The 20814-nt window shown below is 65.9% G+C and carries 19 protein-coding genes and 3 tRNA genes; 16 read left to right on the top strand and 6 right to left on the bottom strand.

Translation table 11 applies throughout. The features are described from left to right. Positions 1-99 precede the first annotated feature (99 nt). Complete coding sequence (locus tag TVB01_RS08225; protein WP_422455412.1) at positions 100-591, bottom strand: YajQ family cyclic di-GMP-binding protein; 492 nt, start codon at positions 589-591, stop codon at positions 100-102. Positions 592-740: 149 nt separating this feature from the next. Between TVB01_RS08225 and TVB01_RS08220 the strand changes: the two genes are divergently transcribed. From TVB01_RS08220 to amt, 6 genes are all read left to right on the top strand, one after another. Further along, a complete protein-coding gene (locus TVB01_RS08220) occupies positions 741-1118 on the top strand; it encodes a hypothetical protein (protein ID WP_422455411.1) in 378 nt (125 codons plus the stop codon). A gap of 91 nt (positions 1119-1209) precedes the next feature. After that, positions 1210-1291, top strand: a tRNA-Tyr gene (locus TVB01_RS08215). Between the two features lie 176 nt (positions 1292-1467). Further along, positions 1468-1914 (top strand): MarR family winged helix-turn-helix transcriptional regulator, encoded by a 447-nt coding sequence (locus TVB01_RS08210; protein WP_422455410.1) that lies wholly within the window; start codon positions 1468-1470, stop codon positions 1912-1914. Positions 1915-1980: 66 nt separating this feature from the next. Continuing rightward, positions 1981-2379, top strand: a complete 399-nt coding sequence (gene trxA, locus TVB01_RS08205) for a thioredoxin (protein ID WP_422455409.1) — start codon at positions 1981-1983, stop codon at positions 2377-2379. 250 nt (positions 2380-2629) lie between these two features. Further along, positions 2630-3856, top strand: coding sequence for a formaldehyde dehydrogenase, glutathione-independent (fdhA, locus tag TVB01_RS08200; RefSeq protein WP_422455408.1), 1227 nt, complete (start codon positions 2630-2632; stop codon positions 3854-3856). 319 nt (positions 3857-4175) lie between these two features. Then, positions 4176-5777, top strand: coding sequence for an ammonium transporter (gene amt / locus TVB01_RS08195; RefSeq protein WP_422455407.1), 1602 nt, complete (start codon positions 4176-4178; stop codon positions 5775-5777). On the opposite strand, the gene TVB01_RS08190 is transcribed toward amt, so the two are convergent. Further along, complete coding sequence (locus TVB01_RS08190; protein WP_422455406.1) at positions 5774-6052, bottom strand: putative quinol monooxygenase; 279 nt, start codon at positions 6050-6052, stop codon at positions 5774-5776. The two genes, amt and TVB01_RS08190, sit on opposite strands and share 4 nt — an antisense overlap. Before the next feature lie 38 nt (positions 6053-6090). Continuing rightward, positions 6091-7092, bottom strand: coding sequence for a DNA-3-methyladenine glycosylase family protein (locus TVB01_RS08185; RefSeq protein WP_422455405.1), 1002 nt, complete (start codon positions 7090-7092; stop codon positions 6091-6093). A 122-nt stretch (positions 7093-7214) separates the two neighbouring features. Here TVB01_RS08185 and TVB01_RS08180 point away from each other — a divergent pair, with 122 nt between their 5' ends. Together TVB01_RS08180 and TVB01_RS08175 are read left to right on the top strand one after the other, a co-directional pair. Beyond that, positions 7215-8588 (top strand): cystathionine beta-synthase, encoded by a 1374-nt coding sequence (locus TVB01_RS08180; RefSeq protein WP_422455404.1) that lies wholly within the window; start codon positions 7215-7217, stop codon positions 8586-8588. 56 nt (positions 8589-8644) lie between these two features. Next, positions 8645-9793, top strand: a complete 1149-nt coding sequence (locus TVB01_RS08175; protein ID WP_422455403.1) for a cystathionine gamma-synthase — start codon at positions 8645-8647, stop codon at positions 9791-9793. 84 nt (positions 9794-9877) lie between these two features. On the opposite strand, the gene TVB01_RS08170 is transcribed toward TVB01_RS08175, so the two are convergent. After that, entirely contained in the window at positions 9878-10294 is a 417-nt protein-coding gene (locus TVB01_RS08170) for a hypothetical protein (protein ID WP_422455402.1), read from the bottom strand. 235 nt (positions 10295-10529) lie between these two features. Between TVB01_RS08170 and TVB01_RS08165 the strand changes: the two genes are divergently transcribed. The 3 genes from TVB01_RS08165 (at position 10530) to TVB01_RS08155 (ending at position 14735) form a co-directional block, all read left to right on the top strand. Beyond that, on the top strand, positions 10530-11816 hold the full coding sequence (locus TVB01_RS08165) for a glycosyltransferase 87 family protein (RefSeq protein WP_422455401.1): 1287 nt from the start codon (positions 10530-10532) through the stop codon (positions 11814-11816). A 10-nt stretch (positions 11817-11826) separates the two neighbouring features. Continuing rightward, positions 11827-12480, top strand: coding sequence for an MOSC domain-containing protein (locus TVB01_RS08160; RefSeq protein WP_422455400.1), 654 nt, complete (start codon positions 11827-11829; stop codon positions 12478-12480). Between the two features lie 329 nt (positions 12481-12809). Continuing rightward, positions 12810-14735: a DEAD/DEAH box helicase gene (locus TVB01_RS08155; RefSeq protein WP_422455399.1), complete on the top strand. Its 1926-nt coding sequence runs from the start codon at positions 12810-12812 to the stop codon at positions 14733-14735. Positions 14736-14790: 55 nt separating this feature from the next. Here TVB01_RS08155 and TVB01_RS08150 read toward each other — a convergent pair whose 3' ends face one another. Then, positions 14791-15063 (bottom strand): PLDc N-terminal domain-containing protein, encoded by a 273-nt coding sequence (locus TVB01_RS08150; RefSeq protein ID WP_422455398.1) that lies wholly within the window; start codon positions 15061-15063, stop codon positions 14791-14793. 45 nt (positions 15064-15108) lie between these two features. Continuing rightward, positions 15109-16515, bottom strand: coding sequence for a protein kinase domain-containing protein (locus tag TVB01_RS08145; protein WP_422455397.1), 1407 nt, complete (start codon positions 16513-16515; stop codon positions 15109-15111). 234 nt (positions 16516-16749) lie between these two features. On the opposite strand from TVB01_RS08145, the gene TVB01_RS08140 reads away from it, so the two are divergent. The 5 genes from TVB01_RS08140 to TVB01_RS08120 all read left to right on the top strand — a co-directional run bounded on the left by TVB01_RS08140 (position 16750) and on the right by TVB01_RS08120 (position 20790). After that, positions 16750-16821, top strand: a tRNA-Thr gene (locus TVB01_RS08140). 73 nt (positions 16822-16894) lie between these two features. Continuing rightward, positions 16895-16968: transfer RNA gene (locus TVB01_RS08135), tRNA-Met, on the top strand. A gap of 239 nt (positions 16969-17207) precedes the next feature. Next, a complete protein-coding gene (locus TVB01_RS08130; RefSeq protein WP_422455396.1) occupies positions 17208-19073 on the top strand; it encodes an AAA family ATPase in 1866 nt (621 codons plus the stop codon). Between the two features lie 95 nt (positions 19074-19168). Next, positions 19169-19735, top strand: coding sequence for a type 1 glutamine amidotransferase domain-containing protein (locus tag TVB01_RS08125; RefSeq protein ID WP_422455395.1), 567 nt, complete (start codon positions 19169-19171; stop codon positions 19733-19735). 143 nt (positions 19736-19878) lie between these two features. Beyond that, on the top strand, positions 19879-20790 hold the full coding sequence (locus TVB01_RS08120) for a DUF2797 domain-containing protein (protein ID WP_422455394.1): 912 nt from the start codon (positions 19879-19881) through the stop codon (positions 20788-20790). The last annotated feature ends 24 nt before the right edge of the window (positions 20791-20814 follow it).

Here is a 20814-nt window from a genome sequence, read left to right as displayed (position 1 = left end):
GCCCCCCTTACACCCCCAAAACCCAAAAACCCGCCGGGGGCCCCCCCCCTTGGGGGGGGGCCCCCGTCGTTTGCTTCTGCGCTGCGGAACAGCGCGGGCTTAGCGGAAGTTGATGAACTGCAGGTCGACGTCGAGGTCTGCGCCCTTGAGCAGTGCCATGGTGGCCTGCAGGTCGTCCCGGGACTTGGAACTGACACGCAGTTCATCGCCCTGGATCTGGGACTTCACACCCTTGGGACCTTCGTCGCGGATCAGCTTGTTGATCTTCTTCGCCTGGTCCTGGGCGATGCCTTCCTTCATGGTGCCCTCGATCCGGTACTCCTTGCCCGACGCGTAGGGCTCCCCGTCCTCGAAGGACTTCAGGGAGATGCCGCGCTTGACCAGCTTTGACTGGAAGACGTCCAGGACGGCTTTGACGCGGTCCTCGGAGTTCGCCTTCATCAGGATCTTCTCGCCGCTGAAATCGATCTCCGCGCCGACGCCCTTGAAGTCGTAGCGCTGCGCGATCTCTTTCTGCGCCTGGTTCAGGGCATTGGCAACTTCCTGCTTGTCGATCTTGCTGACGACGTCGAATGTCGACTCACTGGCCATGGTGGACTCCTTCGTTGTGGAGGGCTGTTGGACTTTCCTGACACCAAGCCTAATCGGTAGGCCGCGCTCCCGGGCAGGCGGCATGCCTCACAGCGGACGTACAGCCCGCGTGCACGGTACGCCCAAGCGGACGGGGAAAGCTTGGACGCATGAGCGAGCAGAACAAGGATTCATCCGGGCCGCGGCAGGAACAGGAGCCCCCGCCTCCCGGCCGGCGGCGGCCGGGGGTGCGGTTGCGGACCGCTGCGGCGTCATCGGTCCTGGCCGCGGTCTCCGTGGCGGGCATCGGGGCGGCTGCCGCTCCCGCCCAGGCCCGTGAACCCAGCCGGGCGGCAGCGGCGCCGTCGGAAGTCAGGGCAGGCCAAGGAGCTGCAGGCCTTGTTGTCTGGCAGGGCCCCTCGGCCGCCGAACGCCTCGCAGGGGTCCGCACAGAGCTCGCGGACGCCGTCTCCCGGGGCGAGGTCAGCACCGGACAGGCCCAGGCTTTTTACGCCCAAATCAGCTCCCGGGTGGCCCGCGGACTCTAGCCGCGGGGCCCGATTCGATTCTGAGGCCAATTTTCTGTAAAGTTGTCTTGCCCGCGGTTACCGCGGACAAAGTCTTCGCAAGAAGGCCTTCGGCAGATTACCCGAGCGGCCAAAGGGGGCTGACTGTAAATCAGCTGGCAATGCCTACGGGGGTTCGAATCCCTCATCTGCCACCGAAGAAGAATCCCGCTCCAGCCTCAGGCTGGGGCGGGATTTTTGTTGCCCAACGTAACCCGGCGGAGGGAGTCCGGCAGGGCCGAAACGCCGATTCGCTCAATCTGGCCGGAAAACTGGCAAGTACGGTGATGCCCCTAACCGCAAATGCCTAGGCGGTCTAGGCTTCTTAAGCATGAACGAGGAAACAGCCCTGGACCGCTTAGCTGAGGAATTCATCGAGGCGTTGCGTGAGGTTGTCTTCCTGGTCCGACATATGGACACGGAGTTCGGTATTACTGCCAACCAGCTTGGCACCCTGAGGATGGTCTCCGGAGACGGAATGCGGGTCAGCGACATTGCCCGGAACCTCGGGATCAAGGTTCCCAGTGCGACTGAGCAGATTATCCGGCTGGAACATGCAGGGCTGGTGCGCAGGAGCCCAGATCCGCTGGACTCCCGGGGCGTCAGGGTCACGCTCACCCCGGACGGCGGCCGCATACTGGCTATCGAAACGGAACAGCGCAACTCGCTGCTGGCCGGCATGCTGGCCCAGCTCACCGATGCGGACCGGGCGAAACTGCACGATGCCATGCCCGTGATAGCCAAAGTCACCCACATGGGATACTCCTCCATCGCCTAACCAGGCCCTTCACCGTAGAGCGAACAGTTGCAGACATCCCTGCACGGGACCGTTAGCGTTGGTTCCATGGCAACTATCGACATTACCGAGGCAACGTTCCCCGAGACCATCGAAGCCAACGACATTGTGTTCGTTGACTTCTGGGCTGACTGGTGCGGCCCGTGCAAGCAGTTCGCACCGGTTTACGACGCCGTCTCGCAGCAGCACGAAGACGTCACCTTCGCGAAGGTGGACACAGAGGCCGAGCAGGGGCTCGCAGCCGCCGCCGGCATTACGTCGATCCCCACCCTGATGGCCTTCCGTGAGAAGGTGCTCGTTTTCTCCCAGCCCGGCGCCCTGAACGCCAACCAGTTCACCGAACTGGTTGAAGCCGTCAAGGGCCTGGACATGAAGGCCGTCCACGAGCAGATCGCAGCCCAGGAAAAGGGCCAGGCAGCTGCGGGCCAGGACGGCCAGGCGAGCTAGCGCCGGCGCCTTACGCGCCTCTGTCTTTTACTGCATTGACGGGCAGCCCCTCCAGGACGGAGGAGCTGCCCGTTGTGCGTTGAGGCAGGACGCGCCCCGGGGCGGACTTCCGGACGTCTCGTCTTTGGCACCCTAGCCGCGTACCAGTGCGCGTTGTAGGCTCGGGCTCCCGGGGGGAGCGAAGCGGCCTCCGGCTGCCTGCCTGCCGGGGAACCAGTCAACGAAGACCTAGGTGACAAGGCGAGGAACCATGAGCGGTAATCGAGCAATTGCTTACATTGAACCCGGTGTCGTGGAAGTCCAGGACATCGATTATCCGACTTTCGAGTTGAGGGACGGGCCCGGGGTAAACCCGGCCAACGTGGGGCGGAAACTGCCCCACGCCGCAATCCTGAAGGTTGTAACAACGAACATCTGCGGCTCTGACCAGCACATGGTCCGTGGCCGCACCACGGCACCGCCCAACCTGATCCTGGGCCACGAAATCACCGGCGAGGTTGTCGAAACCGGCCCGGGCGTCGAGTTCATCAAGGTGGGGGACCTGGTGTCCGTTCCCTTCAACATCTCCTGCGGGAGGTGCAAGAACTGCAAGGAACGCAAAACCGGTGTCTGCCTGAACGTCAACCCCGACCGGCCCGGCAGTGCCTACGGCTACGTGGACATGGGCGGATGGGTGGGCGGCCAGGCCGAGTACGCCCTGGTGCCCTACGCAGACTGGAACCTGCTGAAGTTCCCGGACAAGGACCAGGCCATGGAGAAGATCATGGACCTGACCATGCTCTCGGATATCTTCCCCACCGGCTACCACGGCGCTTACACAGCCGGGGTACGGACCGGTTCCACCGTCTACATTGCCGGTGCGGGACCCGTGGGACTGGCCGCGGCAGCCAGCGCCCAGCTGCTTGGTGCCGCCGTCGTCATTGTCGGTGACCTCAACGAGGATCGTCTGGCACAGGCCCGCAGCTTCGGCTGTGAAACGGTGGATATCTCCAAGGGCGACCCCCGGGACCAGATCGAGCAGCTGCTCGGTGTGCCCGAGGTCGACTGCGGCGTTGACGCTGTCGGGTTCGAAGCCCGCGGCCACGGCCACGGATCGGGCACCGAAGCGCCGGCCACGGTGCTGAACTCGCTGATGGATGTCACCGCCGCCGGCGGTGCGCTCGGCATCCCCGGGCTCTACGTCACGGGTGATCCGGGCGGAGTGGACGAGGCAGCGAAGGTCGGCTCACTCTCCCTGAGCCTGGGGACAGGCTGGGCCAAGTCGCTGTCCTTCACCACCGGGCAGTGCCCGGTGATGAAGTACAACCGCGACCTCATGATGGCGATCCTCAACGACAAGGTGCAGATCGCCAAAGCCGTGAACGCGACAGCCATCACTCTGGACGGCGCACCGGAAGCCTACCGCGAGTTTGACTCGGGGGCGGCGCGAAAGTACGTGATCGATCCGCACGGCGTGACCGGACCGAACGCCAACTAGGCGCACTCACTCAACCAGGCACCCGTCGCCGGAGGCAAACACCTGTTCCGTGTTTGCCTCCGGCGCCCCTGTTTCGGCTTCCGGCCTTCTAAACGCCGCGTCCCGGCCGGTAAGCTCGATTCGCCGGGGACACCCCTCCACATCTCACGGCCCCTCGGCGGCACCACTCATGCGGGATACGAGTTGGAAGCGGGGATCGAATGCGGACACTCCTGGAAACCGAAACAGGAAATCTTTCAAGGATCCATTTCAGCGGTGGAGGCCGGGCACGAATTCCGTGGCTTTCAGCTTCTTCCGTGCCCCGAGCCGGAGCCCGGCTGTGAACGGGGCGGATACCGCATGGGTGCTGGTCTGCGCCGGCTTGGTGCTGTTTATGACACCCGGCCTGGCGCTTTTCTACGGGGGCATGGTTCCGGTGCGCAACGTGCTGACCATGATGATGCAGAACATCATTCCGCTCGGCGTCATCACCGTGACCTGGGTGCTGGTGGGGTACACACTGGCCTTCAGTAACCGGGGCAACTCGATTCTGGGTGAGTTTGATGCGTTCGCCCTGATCGGGGTGGACACGCCGCAGTTCCATACCGTGACTACCGGAGTCACCATTCCGGCGCTCGCGTTCGTGGCTTACCAGATGATGTTCGCGATCATTACCCCTGCGCTGCTGACCGGTGCCACAGCGGGACGGCTGCGGTTCGCCGGCTGGACAGTGTTCCTCGTGGCTTTTTCGATCCTGGTCTATCCCCAGGTCACCCGCTGGCTCTGGCACCCCAAGGGCTGGCTGACCCAGCTCGGCGCCCAGGATTGGGCCGGCGGGATCGTCGTGCATGCCTCAGCCGGTGCCGCGGCCATCGCTGTGCTGCTGGTGGTGGGGCGCCGGCGGGGCTGGCCCAGGCTGAAGACTTCGCCCAACAACCTGCCGCTGATGCTCGTGGGCGCCGGAATCCTGTGGTTCGGCTGGTTTGGCTTTAACGCAGGCGACGGACTGCAGGCCAACGGCATCGCTGCCCAGGCGCTGGTGAACACACACGTTGCCGGTGGGGCGGCCATGCTGACGTGGCTGCTCGTGGAGAGGCTGACCAGCGGCCATTCAACGCTGGTGGGGGCTGTGTCCGGTGCGGTGGCCGGGCTGGCCACCATCACTCCGTGCGCGGGTTATGTCGGTACCGGTGCAGCGCTGCTCATTGGCCTGATCGCCGGATGTGTCTGCTGCTTTGCCGTGGGGCTGAAGCGCGTACTGCATTACGACGACGCGCTGGACGTCATTGCCGTGCACTTCGTGGGAGGGGTGACCGGTTCATTCCTGCTGGGCTTCTTCGCTGACAGCAGCATCAACCCGGTCAGCGAAGACGGCGTTTTCACCGGCGGAGGCGGGGCCCTGCTCTGGCACCAGACCGTGGCGATCGTCTCCGTGGTCCTCTTCTCCTTCGTCCTCAGTTGGATCGTTGCGGCAGTCATCGACAAGACCATTGGACTGCGTGAGCCGGGTCCGGAGCAGGAATCGCTTGATCTGGTGCAGCAGGGCCAGTCCGGTTACTCGCTCAGCGGTGTCACTGCGCGGCCGTCCACCAGCGGGCGGGGTGCCGGAGAGGGACGCGAAGCTGCCGTCCAGCCGGGTGGACCCCGCCTTCACGTGGTCAGTGCGATCGTGGACACCGAACGGATCGACGGGCTGCGGGATGCAATGCTCATGGCCGGAGCCAGATCGCTGGAGCTGACGGAGACCACCGTTTACACCGGCCGGATCCACTCCGAGGTGTTCCGCTCAGAAGTGCGCCAGCTCGACTTCGAAGACCGGCTGCGTGTCTCTGCGGCCGTGGATGACGAGCACGAAGAAGCGGTGGTTGCCGTCCTGCGGCGGTTTGGTGCGGAACCGGGGTCCATCCACCGGCTGGAGCTCAGCCCTGATGCCGGTTCCTAACCGCGTTGCAGGGCCACCGGCTCGGCCAGCAGGGCGCTGAGGGATTCGTCGAGGTCCTGCTTGGCCGCGCCGCGGGCATGACGGTCAAGGTCTTCTTCGGAGGCCCACTGTTCGGTCAGCACGATCCGGTCCTCGGACTCTTCGGTGATTTCGTAGCGAAGGCATCCCGGCTCCGCCGTGACCTGCTCAATGGCGATCTCCAGAGCCAGCTTGACCCGGAAGAACTCTCCGGGATTCGGGACGAAAACGGCGGTCAGGTCTACGGGTGCACTCATGGGAACAACTTTAGGCGAACCCTGCCGTCCAGCCCCGGTTAGTGACGGCGGTGGTCCTGCGGGGACAGGCGCGGGCCGAAGGCCTGTTTGCGGAATCCGGTGAGCCCGATCATCCGCACCACGCGCTGGCGGTGACCGCGCCACGGTTCCAGCAGCGCCAGCATCCCGGCGTCGTCGGTCCGTTGACCGGTGAGGGCTTCACCCACATATGCGGCCAGGTGGAAGTCGCCCACTGAAACGTCGTCGGGGGAGCCGTGCGTGCGCTGCAGGATCTCGGCCGCGCTCCACGGACCAATGCCGGGAAGGGACTGCAGCTTCGCGGAAATATCAGGGCCCAGCGGCTGAGCGGCAAGGCGTTCCAGGCCCGACGCCGCGGAGCAGGCGCCCAGGATGGTCCGGGAGCGGTGCGAATCCACGCCGGCCCGGTGCCAGTCCCAGCTGGGGACCCTCCGCCAGCCGGCAGCGTCAGGGGCGGTCATGAGCCCGGCCGGTGCCGGACCCGGAGCCGGCTGGCCAAAGCGCTGCACCAGGTACCGCCAAGCGTGGTACGCCTCCATCTGGGTGACCTTCTGCTCCAGGACCACGGGAACCAGCGACTCGATGATCCGTCCCGTGCTGGGCAGGCGGAGGCCCGGATGGCGCCGGCGGGCTTCCTGGAGGGCAGGCGGCAGCGTAGCCATAAACGCCGGATCGTCAAAACCCGTCCAATGATCGAATTCGCCCAGCAGCGCCGGAACGGACTGCAGCGCCTCGGCAGCACCGGGACCCCACGCCTGCGCCGAGACGCGGGCGGGCGGCCGCAGCGTCCCTCCGGCCTGCTCCAGCAGGAGCGTTACGGGACCGGTTGCCGTACGGAAGGACAGCCAGGCACGCGAGCCGGCTACACGGACCGTGGGATCCCCGCCGCCGTGCGCCACAATGCGCAGGGTCGCGGCGAGATCCAGCGGCCGGGAGAATTCAAACCCGGCGCTGGCCCCGGAGGACCGGGCCCTGCCGCAGGCGCCGGCAGCGGGAACTTCTGCTGCGGTACCGGAAGACATGCCACCATGCTCGCACGCCGCAAGGCTACTTCTGTCCCAAATGGGCAAGTATGCCGGACCGTTTGCTACGCCGTGTTCAGCGGGACCTGATCCTTGGGTGCCAAGACAGTAACGTGGTGCCCATGAAGTATGCCAATACTGTCCTGGACCTGATCGGCAACACCCCGCTGGTGAAACTCCACCACGTCACCGACGGCATTGAAGCCACGGTGCTCGTGAAGCTGGAGTACCTCAACCCCGGCGGTTCCATCAAGGACCGCATCGCGGTGCGGATGATCGAAGCGGCGGAAGCCGAAGGCACGCTGCAGCCCGGAGGGACCATCGTCGAACCGACCAGCGGCAACACCGGTGTCGGCCTGGCACTGGTGGCCCAGCAGAAGGGCTACAAGTGCATCTTCGTCACCCCGGACAAGGTGGGCGTGGAAAAGCGAGACGTACTGCGTGCCTACGGTGCCGAGGTCGTGGTGACACCCACCGCCGTCGCCCCCGAAAGCCCGGAATCCTACTACGGCGTCTCCGACCGGCTGGTCCGGGAAATCGACGGCGCCTATAAGCCGGACCAGTTCTCCAACCCGGCGGCCCCCGCCAGCCACTTTGAGTCCACGGGACCAGAAATCTGGGCCGACACCGAGGGGAGGGTGACCCACTTCGTGGCAGGCGCGGGCACCGGCGGAACCATTACCGGCACCGGGAGGTACCTGAAGGAAGTCTCCGCCGGCCGTGCAGCGGGTCCGGTGAAAATCATCGCCGCCGACCCCGAAGGTTCTGTGTACTCCGGCGGCACCGGACGCCCCTACTTCGTCGAAGGCGTGGGCGAGGATATGTGGCCGGGCAACTACGACCCGTCGGTTCCGGATGAAGTGATCGCCGTCAACGATGCTGAGTCCTTCGCCATGACCCGCCGCCTGGCCCGGGAAGAGGGCCTGCTGGTGGGCGGATCCTCCGGCATGGCCGTGGTCGCCGCGCTGCGCGCTGCCAAGGATCTGGGGCCCGACGACGTCATGGTCGTCCTGCTGCCGGATTCCGGCCGGGGCTACATCGGCAAGATCTTCAATGACGGCTGGATGAAATCCCACGGGTTCCTGGCCGAAGAGGGCGAGGACGCCACCGTGGCGGACGTGCTGGCCGCCACGGCAGGGGACGCTGCGGTGTTTGTCCCCAAATCCGCCACCGTCCTTGAAGCAGTGGAACTGCTCGGGCGGCACGGCGCTGCCAGCCTGCCGGTCCTCGCCCACGAACCGCCTGCGGTGCTGGGCGAAGTCCACGGATCGGTGGACGAGCGCTCGCTGACCGAAAAGCTCTTCCGTGGAGAAGCCAAGCCCGGCGATCCCGTGAGCGAACACCTGGCGCCGAAACTGCCGCAGATCGGTGCCGCCGAATCCGTGTCAGCGGCCCGCGAACGCCTGGCCGAAGCTGACACGCTGCTGGTCTCCTCCGGTGGAACCTGGCACGGCATCCTCACCCGCCGCGACCTGCTCAACTACCTGAGCGCCTAGGCACGGCAGACGACCAACGCCCCGACCGCCGGTCCGCCGGCACAGGAGGAAGAACCATGACCGAAGGCTTCAACACCCGCGCCATCCACGCCGGGCAGACCCCGGACCCGACGACCGGTGCGGTGATTCCGCCGCTGTACCAGAGCACCACGTACGCCCAGGACGGGATCGGCGGGCTGCGCAACGGGTACGAATACGGCCGCGGCACCAACCCGACCCGCGATGCGCTGCAGGAACAGCTCGCTGCGCTGGAAGGCGGGCGCCACGCGTTCTCCTTCAGCTCCGGACTGGCTGCCGAAGACGCCCTGATCCGTGCACTGCTGGCGCCGGGCGACCACATCGTCCTTGGCAATGATGCCTATGGCGGAACCTACCGCCTGATCAACCGGGTGCTTTCGGCCTGGGGCATCACCAACGCCGCGGTGGACATGTCCGACATTCCGGCATTGGAAGCGGCCATTGCGGCCGGCAACACGAAGATCGTCTGGCTCGAGACGCCGTCAAACCCGATGATGAAGATCTCCGATATTGCTGCGGTTGCGCAGGCAGCCCACGACGCCGGTGCCCTCCTGGTGGTGGACAACACCTTCGCCTCCCCTTACCTGCAGCAGCCGCTCTCCCTCGGTGCGGACATCGTGGTGCACTCCACCACCAAATACATCGGCGGGCACTCGGACGCCGTGGGCGGGGCAGTCATCCTGGACGACGACGCCGCAGCCGAGAAGATCGGCTTCATCCAGTACGCGGTGGGCGCGGTCTCCGCTCCGATGGAGGCCTGGCTGACTACGCGCGGACTGAAGACCCTGGGCGTACGGATGGACCGCCATTCCTCCAATGCCATGGCAGTGGCCACGTGGCTGCGGAACCAGCCCGCCGTCGAGTCCGTGCTCTACCCGGGGCTGGAAGACCATCCGGGACACGACCTGGCCAAGGCCCAGATGAAGGACTTCGGGGGCATGGTCTCGGTGTCCTTCACGGGAGGTGAAGCCGCGGCGCGCAAGGTTGCTGAGGCAACGAAGGTCTTTACGCTGGCCGAGTCCCTGGGCGGCGTCGAGTCCCTCATGAACTATCCGTCTGACATGACCCATGCATCCGTGAAGGGGACGGAGCTTGCTGTCCCCGAGAACCTGCTGCGGCTCTCGGTGGGCATCGAGGACCTCGAAGACCTGATTGCAGACCTTGACCAGGCCCTGAACCAGCTCTAGGACACTACGAAGCCCTGCCTGTTCGTTCCAGAACCGGCAGGGCTTCATGGTGTGCGGACACCGGTTTCAGCGGACGTCAGGACCTCAGCGTCGTCCGGACAGCCTGCGCTTGCGCACCACAGGATCCCGCAGGGCGTAGAAGCGGCTGCTCTGCGGCATCCAGAGCAGCGCTGAGCAGAACAGCAGGAGCAGGCCCAGTGCCATCAGCGAGGGCCCCCGGAACAACAGCGGAACCCCGACGATCAGGCCCAGAGTGGTGAGGGTTTCCCGGCTGCTGCGCTTGCCGCGGCGCAGCCGGAGGGCATAAAAGCCCGTCAGCAGACCCAGCGCGATGCCCAGGATTCCCAGGCTCAGCAGTCCCTGGCTGTCCTGCCGCTGGGTCTGAGCCGTGAAGAGGAACGATCCGCCGGCAAGGATCAGGACGACGGCGGCGACAAGCCATGCCACCGACGCGATGCGCATGGTGCCGGGCAGCGGGGTGCCGGTTTTCGGGGTGCTCAAGCGGGTGGTCTCCTTAACCAACGGATTCTCTCCTGCCGAAGCGGGACAGCTGGCGCTTTTCCTTTCCTACGGTAGCCCGCCCAGGACCCTTGGCGCGCACGGGGCATCGGGGCATAGTCCGACGAGTCTCAATGCCGTATCGAATGCGCCAAAAACGCAGGCTCCCTGCCCGGCCGGAAGCAGCGCCGGTAGAGTAACCCTCGCCTGCCCGGGAGCAGGCCGGAGGGACAAGTTCATGGCCGGGGTACTGCGCTCGCATGCTGCTGCCGCTGCGCTCACACTGGGTGCGGTGGCCGCCGCAGCCGGGCTGCTCTTTATCGCCCTCACTGTCGCGCCCCGGGACGGCATCGATTTTCGGGTGTACCTGGCCGGCGGCCAGAGTGTGATCGATGCAACGGGTGAGCTCTACTCCGTCAGTATTCCCAACGATCCCAATCCCGGCCTGATGTTTACCTACCCGCCGGTGGCCGCCCTGCTGTTCGCGGTGCTGGCTCCGTTCGGGGAACGAATCGGTTCTGACATTTTCTTCGGACTGTCCCTGGCCGTCACGGCACTGACGGCCCTGTGGCTGGTCAGTCACTTCAGCGGCCGGCACAGCATTGGTGCCGTTCTCCGGGGCTTCTGGCTCCGGCCCGCCGCCATTGTCTCCTTTGGCCTTGTGGCCGCGCTTGGTCCGTGGCGGGACACCATGGCCTTCGGACAGATCAACATCCTGCTGTTCGCCCTGGTGATGCTCGATTTCCTGGAGCGGAGGGACAACTGGCCCCGCGGGCTGCTGACCGGGGCTGCAGCAGGAATCAAGCTCACACCGCTGGTGTTTGCCGTCTACTTCCTCGTGCGCGGAGACTGGCGGGGCCTGCGGAACATGGCCTTCGGGTTCCTGGCGGCGTTTGCGCTGGGCTTCCTGATTCTTCCGCGGGAATCGAAGATCTACTGGGGTGAGCTGCTGCCGGACACCTCGCGCGTGGGCGGCGGTGGTTACATCGACAACCTCTCCATCCGCGGCGCACTGCTGCATTTTGCCGGGGACGGCGCCGCGGTGACACCCTACTGGCTGCTGCTGAGCGTGGCCGCGGCCGCGGCAGCCGCCGTTGTCATCCGTCTGGCGACGCTGCAGCGCTCCCATCTCCTGGCTTTGGCGGCGGCAGCACTGCTCATGCTGCTCGTGTCCCCCGTCTCCTGGTCCCACCACTGGGTCTGGGTGGCGCTGTTCCTGCCGCTGATTGCCTCCAGCCTGTATGGCCTGCATTCCCCGCGCCGTCTGACGTGCGTGTCCGGTTGGGTCCTGCTGGGGGTCTCCACCATGGTGTTCTATTTGTCTCCCGAGACGATCGCTGTCCTGATGGGAGCGCAGGACCTGGACTCGCAGGAGCCCGTTCCGTACCTGATGCTTGCCAGTGCCGGTGTTTTCTGCGGGGCAGGCATGCTGGCCTGGTGGTTCGCCCTGCTCTGGCCCAACCGGCCCAAAGCCTGGTGGCGCCCCGGACACACAGCGGCGGAGGTTCCGGCACACCGCCCCTAGACTGTTGCCCATGAGTTCCGGATCACTCCTGGCAGTATGCCGCGTCCACGCTCTTCGGCCGACCTCTGACGCAGTGGGCATCAGTGCCATCGACAAGCGCCCCGCCGACGGCCCGGTGAAGGTCTATGCCCTGGGGCTGACCGGGGATGTGCAGGCGGACCGCCGGCATCACGGCGGTGAGTCCAAGGCCGTCTATGCCTATTCCCAGGAAGACGCCGAGTTTTGGGAAGAAGAGCTGGGACAGGCGGTGCCTCCCGGCAGGTTCGGGGAAAACCTCAGGGTCGCCGGCATCGACGCCTCCCACGCCATCGTGGGGGAGCGGTGGCGGGTGGGCGAAACCGTGGAGCTCCAAGTGACCTGTCCGCGCACCCCGTGCCGCAACTTCGCCCAGTACATGGGCCAGCCGAAATGGATCGCCCGGTTCGCCGCGGCTAACCGGCTCGGAACCTATCTTCGTGTGCTCAAGCGCGGCACCATCCAGTCCGGAGACACCGTGCAGGTCCTCTCCCGCCCCGAGCACGGCGTAACCGTGGCGGACGTCTTTGCCGGGTTGTCCCCGGAGCAGCATGCACTGCTGCAGGGTGCGGGGGAAACCGGTCTGTACCTCTCCCCGGAAATCCGCAAGGTCCTGCGCCGCCGCCCGGCCCCGGAAGACGCCGGCTAACCGCTTACACAGCCTGATGTGCCGGACCTCACGCCGCGCTGGCTGGCGCTTGGGCGCAGATACCGTACACTTGAGTAATCCCCCACTCCGGTATTCCCTGATTTTCCTGCGGACTAGAGTCCATTGCAGGTACGTTGTGTTGGGGCCCGCATGAAACATGCGGGCAGATTCATCTCCTGGGAGCGCCGGCAAAGAAATCGTCACACCGAGCCGCGGTCGCAAACCAGTGATACCGGCCCACAGCTGTGACGGAGAGTCCTGCCTGGGATTGCAACAGTGCCCGGACTTATGTACTTGCAGCCGCTTGAACCGGCTGCCCGGCCCCACTGATGAGGAATACTCCCTTGCCTGAGAACACCCAAGAAATCGTCGAAGAGAACACCACCGTTGAAGCTGAAGAAGCCAACGAGATCCTGTTCTCCGACTTCAACCTGGACGCCCGCGTCCTGGCAGCCCTGACCGACGTCGGCTACAAGACGCCCTCGCCCATCCAGGCAGCCACCATTCCGGTCCTGCTCGAAGGCCGCGACGTCGTCGGCCTGGCCCAGACCGGCACCGGCAAGACCGCAGCATTCGCTGTTCCCGCCCTGTCCCGCATGGCCGAGCTGGCCGAGGTCAACGGACCCACCAAGGACACCCAGATCCTGGTCCTGGCCCCGACCCGCGAACTCGCCCTGCAGGTTGCAGAAGCCTTCACCTCCTACGCCAAGCACATGGACGATTTCACCGTCCTGCCCGTCTACGGCGGCTCCCCGTACGGCCCCCAGCTCGCCGGCCTGCGCCGCGGTGCCCAGGTTGTTGTTGGTACCCCGGGCCGAGTCATCGACCACATCTCCAAGGGCTCCCTGGACCTGTCCAACCTGCAGTACCTGGTCCTGGACGAAGCCGACGAAATGCTCCGCATGGGCTTCGCCGAAGACGTAGAGCAGATCCTCTCCAGCACGCCGGATGAGAAGCAGGTTGCCCTCTTCTCCGCCACCATGCCGGGCGCTATCCGCAAGATCGCCAAGAAGTACCTGAACGACCCCGCGGAAATCACCGTCAAGTCCAAGACCACCACCGGCGTGAACACCCGCCAGCGGTACGTGCAGGTCATGGGCCCGCACAAGCTCGACGCCATGTCCCGCATCCTCGAGACCGAGGACTTCGACGGCGTCATTGCCTTCGTGCGCACCAAGATGGCCACCGAGGACCTGGCTGACAAGCTGAAGGCCCGCGGCTACAAAGCTGCCGCCATCAACGGCGACATCCCGCAGCAGCAGCGTGAACGCACCGTCGAGGCACTGCGCGACGGCAAGATCGACATCCTGGTCGCCACCGACGTCGCCGCCCGCGGCTTGGACGTCGAGCGCATCAGCCACGTCTTCAACTACGACATCCCGCACGACACCGAGTCCTACGTGCACCGCATCGGCCGCACCGGCCGTGCAGGCCGCAGCGGTGACGCGATCCTGTTCATGACTCCGCGGGAGAAGTACCTGCTGCGCGCCATCGAGAAGGCCACCCGCCAGCCCGTTGAGCACATGCAGCTGCCCGGCATTGACGTTGTCAACGCCAAGCGCCTGGCCAAGTTCTCCGAGCGCATCACCGAGACCCGGAACAACGAAGACCTCTCCGTCTTCCGCGAACTGGTCACCAAGTACATTGCCGAGAACGACGTTCCCGCCGAGGAAGTTGCCGCAGCCCTGGTCGTCATGGCCCAGGGCGGACGCCCGCTGCTGATGGAAGAAATTCCGCAGGCACCGGCCCGCCAGCGCGAGCGTTCCGAAGGCCGTAATGACGGCTTCGGCTCCCGCGGCCCGACGCGCCCGCTGACCGAAGGCAATGCAACGTACCGCATCGCCGTCGGCCGCCGTCAGCGCGTGATGCCCGGCTCGATCGTCGGTGCCATCGCGAACGAAGGCGGCCTGTCCTCCGCGCAGATCGGCGGCATCGACATCCGCGCCGACCACACCCTGGTGGAGCTGCCCGCAGACCTGTCCAAGGACCAGCTGCGCGCCCTGTCCCGCACCCGGATCGGCGGCGAGCTGATCCACCTCGAGCTGGATAACGGACGCCGGCCCGCACGTGAAGGCGGTTCCTACGACCGCGCCGACCGCGGCTTCAAGAAGGATTTCAAGAAGCGCGACGGCGAGCGCTCCTTCGGTGACCGCGGTTCGGACCGCCCGTACAAGAAGAAGTTCGACGGCGACCGCAGCTTCAGCAAGCCTGCCGGTGCCGGAACGGGTGCCCGCAAGCCGCGTTTCCGCGACTAAGAATTGCTAACAGGATGGGCGCCCTTCGGGGCGCCCATCCTGCGTTTAAGGCTCGTTACCGTTGCGGTCTGGAGGCCTGGCCCGCGGATTCAGCGGCACGCGCGGGGTTGTGCCGTGACCGGTACAGGTGGAAGAACCAGACGGCCGGGCCGAGGACGGGGAAGCCGAGTACGCCCAGCAGGCACAGGAACTTCATGCCCGGGGCCAGCGCCTTCTCACGGGCCAGGGAAATGACTGCAGCGGCTGTCAGTACCAGGATCAGGGCGCCCATGGCCATGACCATGAACTCCCATGCTGCCGGTACGGCCGGGTTGGTGCCTGTGTCCATGCTGAGCTCCTGTGGAACGGGGCCGCCTTTCGGCGCGGTTCCGAATCAGTCTGCCACAGCCTGCTGGCTGTGCAGGGGCACTTCGGCGCTGCTGGATTCCCGGGCATCCCTGGCGTCCTTCGCATCCCGCCGCAGCTGCAGCACATCGGCTGCCAGGGCAGCCAGGTCGCGCAGCGTGGCTTCCTGCTCCCCGGTAAAACTCCGGGCCTTCCGGTCCATGACGCACAGGGTGCCAAGTGCCTGGCCCTCTTCGTTGTGCAGGGGCACTCCGGCATAGAATCCGAAGCCCGGGGAGGCCGCCACCAGAGGGTCATCCGCAGTGCGCGGGTCCTTCTGCACGTCGTCAACAATATAAAGGGCGTCTTCGCGCACGGCCACGGGGCAAAGGGAGTTCGCTGAATCGCCCGAACCGCGTTGCGTCCCGCTGCCGGACATGGTCCATACCCGGTCCCCGCCGACGATCGAAACGGCCGCTACCGGTACGTCCAGCATGCGGGCGGTCAGGGCAGTGATCCGGTCCAGGACGGGATCTGGTCCGTTTTCGGACTCCGCAGCGACCTCCTCGGCGGCGCGAACGCGGTCAGTGTCCGCTGCCGTGCTGCGACGTCCGCGCCCAGCGGTAGCGAGGTCCTGCATGGCCTCGGACACCTCGTGCGCCGAGGGGCGGTCCTCCGGCTTCAGCGCGGTCATGACCCGCAGGATTCCCACCCACTCGGGTCCCAGGTCATCCGGAATCTCCGGCCCGCGGAACAGGCGTGCCAGTGCGCTTTCTACAGCCATGCCCGGGAAGGCACGGTTTCCGGTCAGACAGCGCAGCAGCACGAGTCCCAGCGAATACACGTCACTGTGCGGCCCGGCGGGCTCGGAACGAACCTGCTCAGGGCTCATGAAGCCGGCCGTGCCGGTGAACTCAGCTCCCTGCGGATCGGGAGAGCCGGCCATCTGGGCGACGCCGAAATCCGTGAGTTTGGCGCGCAGCCGGTTTTCGTCTTCGCGGTAGTCAAAGAGCAGGATGTTCGCGGGCTTGATATCCCGGTGCACAATGCCGCCGCGGTGCATGTAATCCAGGCCGATCGCCAGGTCGTACGCCAGGAGGGCCACCTGGCGGGGCTGCAGCGTGCCCTTCGCCAGCCGCTGGCTGAGGTCCGAGCCCTGGACCAGTTCCATGGCCAGCCACACGATGGAGGTGCCCGACGGCGAAACCTCGGTACCGGCGTCGAACAGCGTGATCAGGCTGTGGTGGTTGAGCTGGGCCAGGACCTTGGCTTCTGCTTCGTTCCGGCTGCGTTCTTCTGCCGTGCGGGCCCGGGAAGCAATGAGTTTCACTGCCACGTGACGGCCCAGGAGTTCATCTACCGCGCGGTGGACCGAACCCATGGAGCCGGATCCGATTCTCTCCTGCAGGCGGTATCTGCCGCCCACGACCGTTCCCGGTCCCATTTGCCTAGGCATCCGCGCACTCCTGTAAGAATCTAGTCCTGCCGGCGGGGGGCAACGGCGGTGCGGAAACGATGTTGTTTCCTTTGCCCAGTTTACTGTTGGGGCTATGCCAAACGCGGCAAGACAGGCGGTTGACATGCAAAGACAGTGTCTTGAGTCACAGAAGCCCGATTTGGCCCGAATCGATTTCGTGATGCGGAGAAAGTGCTGGTAGAGTTTTATGTCGTTGCCCCGGTAAGGGGCGATGCCCCGATAGCTCAGTGGTAGAGCGCCATCTTGGTAAGATGGAGGTCCCGGGATCGATTCCCGGTCGGGGCTCTCAATGGGAGGGTCCGCGTTTCCAGTCCCTGTTATTCAACAGGGGCGAGGCACGCGGGCTTGACTCATTTATGGCGGTGTAGCTCAGTTGGTTAGAGCGCACGACTCATAATCGTGAGGTCGGGAGATCGAGCCTCCCCACCGCTACAGATCGACCCCCGGAGCCTGCTCCGGGGGTCTTTTTGTTGTCCGGGCCGGTGCCGATCCTGCTGGACCGTGGTGCGGCGGGCGCGGGACACGGTACCCCAGCTGCTCCAGACCGAGCAACGACGGCGCGGGATGGCTTGTAGGATCGCAGGGGAGAGCAGGCTGTCCCCTGATCAATCGCACGGAATGAATCGCACGGAATCAATCGCACCGAACGCGGAACGAAAGATGCAGACCCGATGACTGAAAACCTTCCTGAGCCGGAGCAGCCGGAGGCCTTGCCGACGCGGCGCGGACGCAGGGCTGCCGAAGCACGCCGAGCCGCCTACGGCGGCGAACTGCCGGCCGCCGGCGACGCGGATGGTGCACCCCTCGAGCTTCCCGCCGCGGAGCCGGGGACCGCAGGGGAGCAGGAGAGCGCAGCAGCAAGCCCGCAGCCCGCCTCCGGCCGGCGCAGCCGGACCCAGAACACCACCGGGGCACTTGCTGTTGCAGGCGTTCCGGCGGAACCCGGTTTCAGTCCCGGGTCCGAGGCTGAGTGGGAGCCCGCGGAGGCGTACGAACCCATGGCTGTTCCGGAGCCCTCTTTCGCGCCGGTTACCGCCCAGTTTGCGGAGCCGTCCCACGCCGCCGAACCTGCCCTTCCGGAGGCGGTCTCTGCTCCTTCCGATGCAGGCACCGAGGCTATTCCGGCAGGCTACGAGGATCGGGGCTATGCCGACATCGCGGCAGAGTACGAAGCTGCGGGCCGGGTTGAACGGGTGGCTTATGCGGAGAGCACTGACAGCCGGGCCGAGGCATATGGCAGCAGCGGGTATGAAGGCGTCCAGCTGAGCGATGAGGAACCCGGCGGCCTGGACCAGCCTGCCGACCAGGCGGAATGGGGCGTCGAGGAGGCAAAGCCAGCCAACGGACTGGCCGAAGGCCTGCCGGTCCGGCGGTGGGAGGATCCGAATCCCCGGACTACGGGCATTTCCAGGATTCCGCTGCATACGGACCTGCCGGCCTCGCCCTTTCCGGCGACAGTGCCCGAGCCCCCGGCCGGGCCGCCCACGAACTCCGATGAGATTCCCCTGATGGACGATCCGGCTCCGGCAGGAGAGGCCTACCTGCCGGAGGATCCAGCAGAAATGCCCACTGACCTGCGGGAGAAATCCCGTGCTGCTGTCCGCGGTGAACCGCAGGACATCCGCAGGGCCACCTTCCTGGACACCTCGACCGCGAAGATCCCCGCGACACGGGGCTTCCGCGGCTTCCTCGCGTCCATGGGGCTTCGCGTTGCCCCTTCGGCCAAGGAGCTCTCAGAGCGCCGGGACGTCCGGATGGTCAGCCGGCACTGGCCGGGACCACGGACCATTTCCGTAGTAAACGGCAAGGGGGGAGCGAACAAGACGCCCACCACGGTGATGCTCGCTGCGCTGTTCGCGCGCAACGGCGGCGGCCCGGTTTTGGCGTGGGACAACAACGAGACCCGCGGAACCCTGGGCTGGCGCACCGAACAGGCCCAGCACGACTCAACGGTCATGGACCTGTTGCCTGAGACCGCGCTGCTGCTTTCTCCCAAGGCGCAGTCGGCCATGCTGGCGCAGTTCGTGCACCACCAGACGGACGACAAATATGACGTCCTGCGCTCGAACCCGAATGTCCTGGCATCAGCCCAGAAAGTGACGCAGGATGACTTCGATGCCCTGCATGCCGTGGCCTCGAAGTATTTCCGGCTCAGCATCGTCGACTCCGGCAACGATGAAAGCGCCGAGCGGTGGCTGAGGATGATCCACCACACCGACCAGCTGGTCATTGCCACCACCACCGTGGAAGAACATGCCGAGGCCGGCGCACTCCTGCTCGAAGCGCTCTCCGAACGCGGCGGACGGTACGCGGAACTCGCCCGGGGCGCCGTCGTCATTGTTTCCCAGGCGGACCGTAACGGGACCGACGCGCAGGCACGGAAGGTCGCGGAGGCGTTCAGCGTCCTGGCCCGGGCCGCGGTGACCATCCCGTACGACCCCGCCCTGGTGAAGGGGCAGATTCGCTACGCCTCCCTGCGTCCGGCCACGCAGCGCGCCTGGCTGAGGGCTGCGGCCGCCGTCGCCGGAGGTCTCTAGAAAGAACTATCAGCTTGCTTAGTATTGCCTCTTTTCCTAGGGTAGGTGTCAGCGGCGGTTCAGAACGGACCGCCTGACCCACGAACGGAGGCAAAATGTCAGCACATGATATTTCCGGCAAGAAGGTCGCATTCCTGCTCACGGACGGCGTGGAGCAGATTGAACTCACCAGTCCCTGGGAAGCAGTGAAGGACGCCGGCGGACAGCCGGTCCTGGTCTCGCCCAGCAGTGGCAGCATCCAGGGATTCAACGGCGTCGACAAGGCAGACACCTTTACGGTCGACCTGGACGTGGCGGATGCCAGTGCAGCCGACTTTGACGCGCTGGTCCTGCCCGGCGGCGTGGTCAACGCCGATTACCTGCGGGTGAACGAAGATGCCCGCCGGTTCGCCCGGGACTTCTTCGCAGCAGGCAAGCCTGTGGCTGCGATCTGCCACGGTCCGTGGCTGCTCATCGACGCAGGCGTCGTCAAGGGGCGGGACCTGACCTCCTTCCACACCCTGGAAGTGGACCTGCGCAACGCAGGCGCCAACTGGTCCGACGAGGAAGTCGTCGTCGACCAGGGGCTGGTCACCAGCCGCACTCCGGACGACCTTCCGGCCTTCAACGACAAGGTCGTGGAAGAGATCTCCGAGGGACAGCACGCAGGCCAGCACGCCTAGCATTGCTGCCCCCTGCGCCGCCCCGGATGCCCTCGGGTATCCGGGGCGGAGTGCTGTCCAGGGTGCACCCCCACCCCCCCGGCTCCACGGCGGGTGCGCTAGCGTGAAAGGGAACCCGTTTCGCCTCTGGAGGACGCTGCCGTATGACCCATTCCTCGTTCCTGTGCAGCGGTACGGGCTGGGACCGTGAGGGTGCCTTCCTCCGGCTGTCCGATCCCGCGGGACAGTCGGCAACCCTGCGGCTGGACCCGGGCACGGCGCTGCGCTTCCGCATCCGGTCCGAGGCTCCGCGCTACTGCCTTGGCTATGAACTGGTCCACGAGGAAGGCCGAAAACCCCATCTCTGCCCCGACCAGGCACCAGCCGAGCGCGGATACCAGTGCCGGCGATGCTTTTTCGCGGACGAAGCCCGGCTGGTCCACAACAGTCACCGCGGCGGGGACCTGCCGGCGGGCCTGCGCCGCTTCCTTGCCCGCCCGCAGTGGCTCTACATCGCCACCTTCGCTGACGGGACCACCAAGGTGGGAACCGCTGCAGACCAGCGGAAAACCCTCCGGCTTACGGAGCAGGGAGCACTCGCCGCCCAGTACGTGGCCCGCGCCGCCAACGGATTGCAGGTCCGCATCCTGGAAGATGCTGTTTCCTCAGCCCTGGGTCTGCCGCAGGCTGTGCGCTCCGGCCACAAGTGCGCCTCCCTGGCCGCACCGCTGCCGGACACTGTCCTGGAATCCATCAACGCAGGCCACGCGGATGATGCCAGGACGGTCCTGCTGGACCGCGAACAGCAGGGCTTCGACGTCGTAAAGGAGTCCTGGACCCGGCCGCAGGCTTTCGGTGCCGTGCTGCAGAACCCGGGGGCCGGACTGTATCCGCTTGCGCTTGGCGTGGGCGAGCATGGCCTCGTCCTCCGCGGCATGCTCGGCAGCACCGCGCTCACGGCAACGGACGACGCCGGCCTTTCCTTCCTGGCCGACCTCACCGCACTGAAGGGACAGCGCCTGGAACTGGGTGCCTACTCCAGCACTCTTCCGGCGCTGCAGGAACCGCTGTTCTAAGCTGCCGCTGCGCCTGCGGGGCCA

This window comes from Arthrobacter sp. 7Tela_A1 (genome assembly GCF_049311065.1).
In the GTDB taxonomy this organism is placed as follows: domain Bacteria; phylum Actinomycetota; class Actinomycetes; order Actinomycetales; family Micrococcaceae; genus Arthrobacter_B.
Note: the sequence above shows the minus strand (reverse complement) of the source record. Positions and strands in the feature narration are given on the sequence as shown.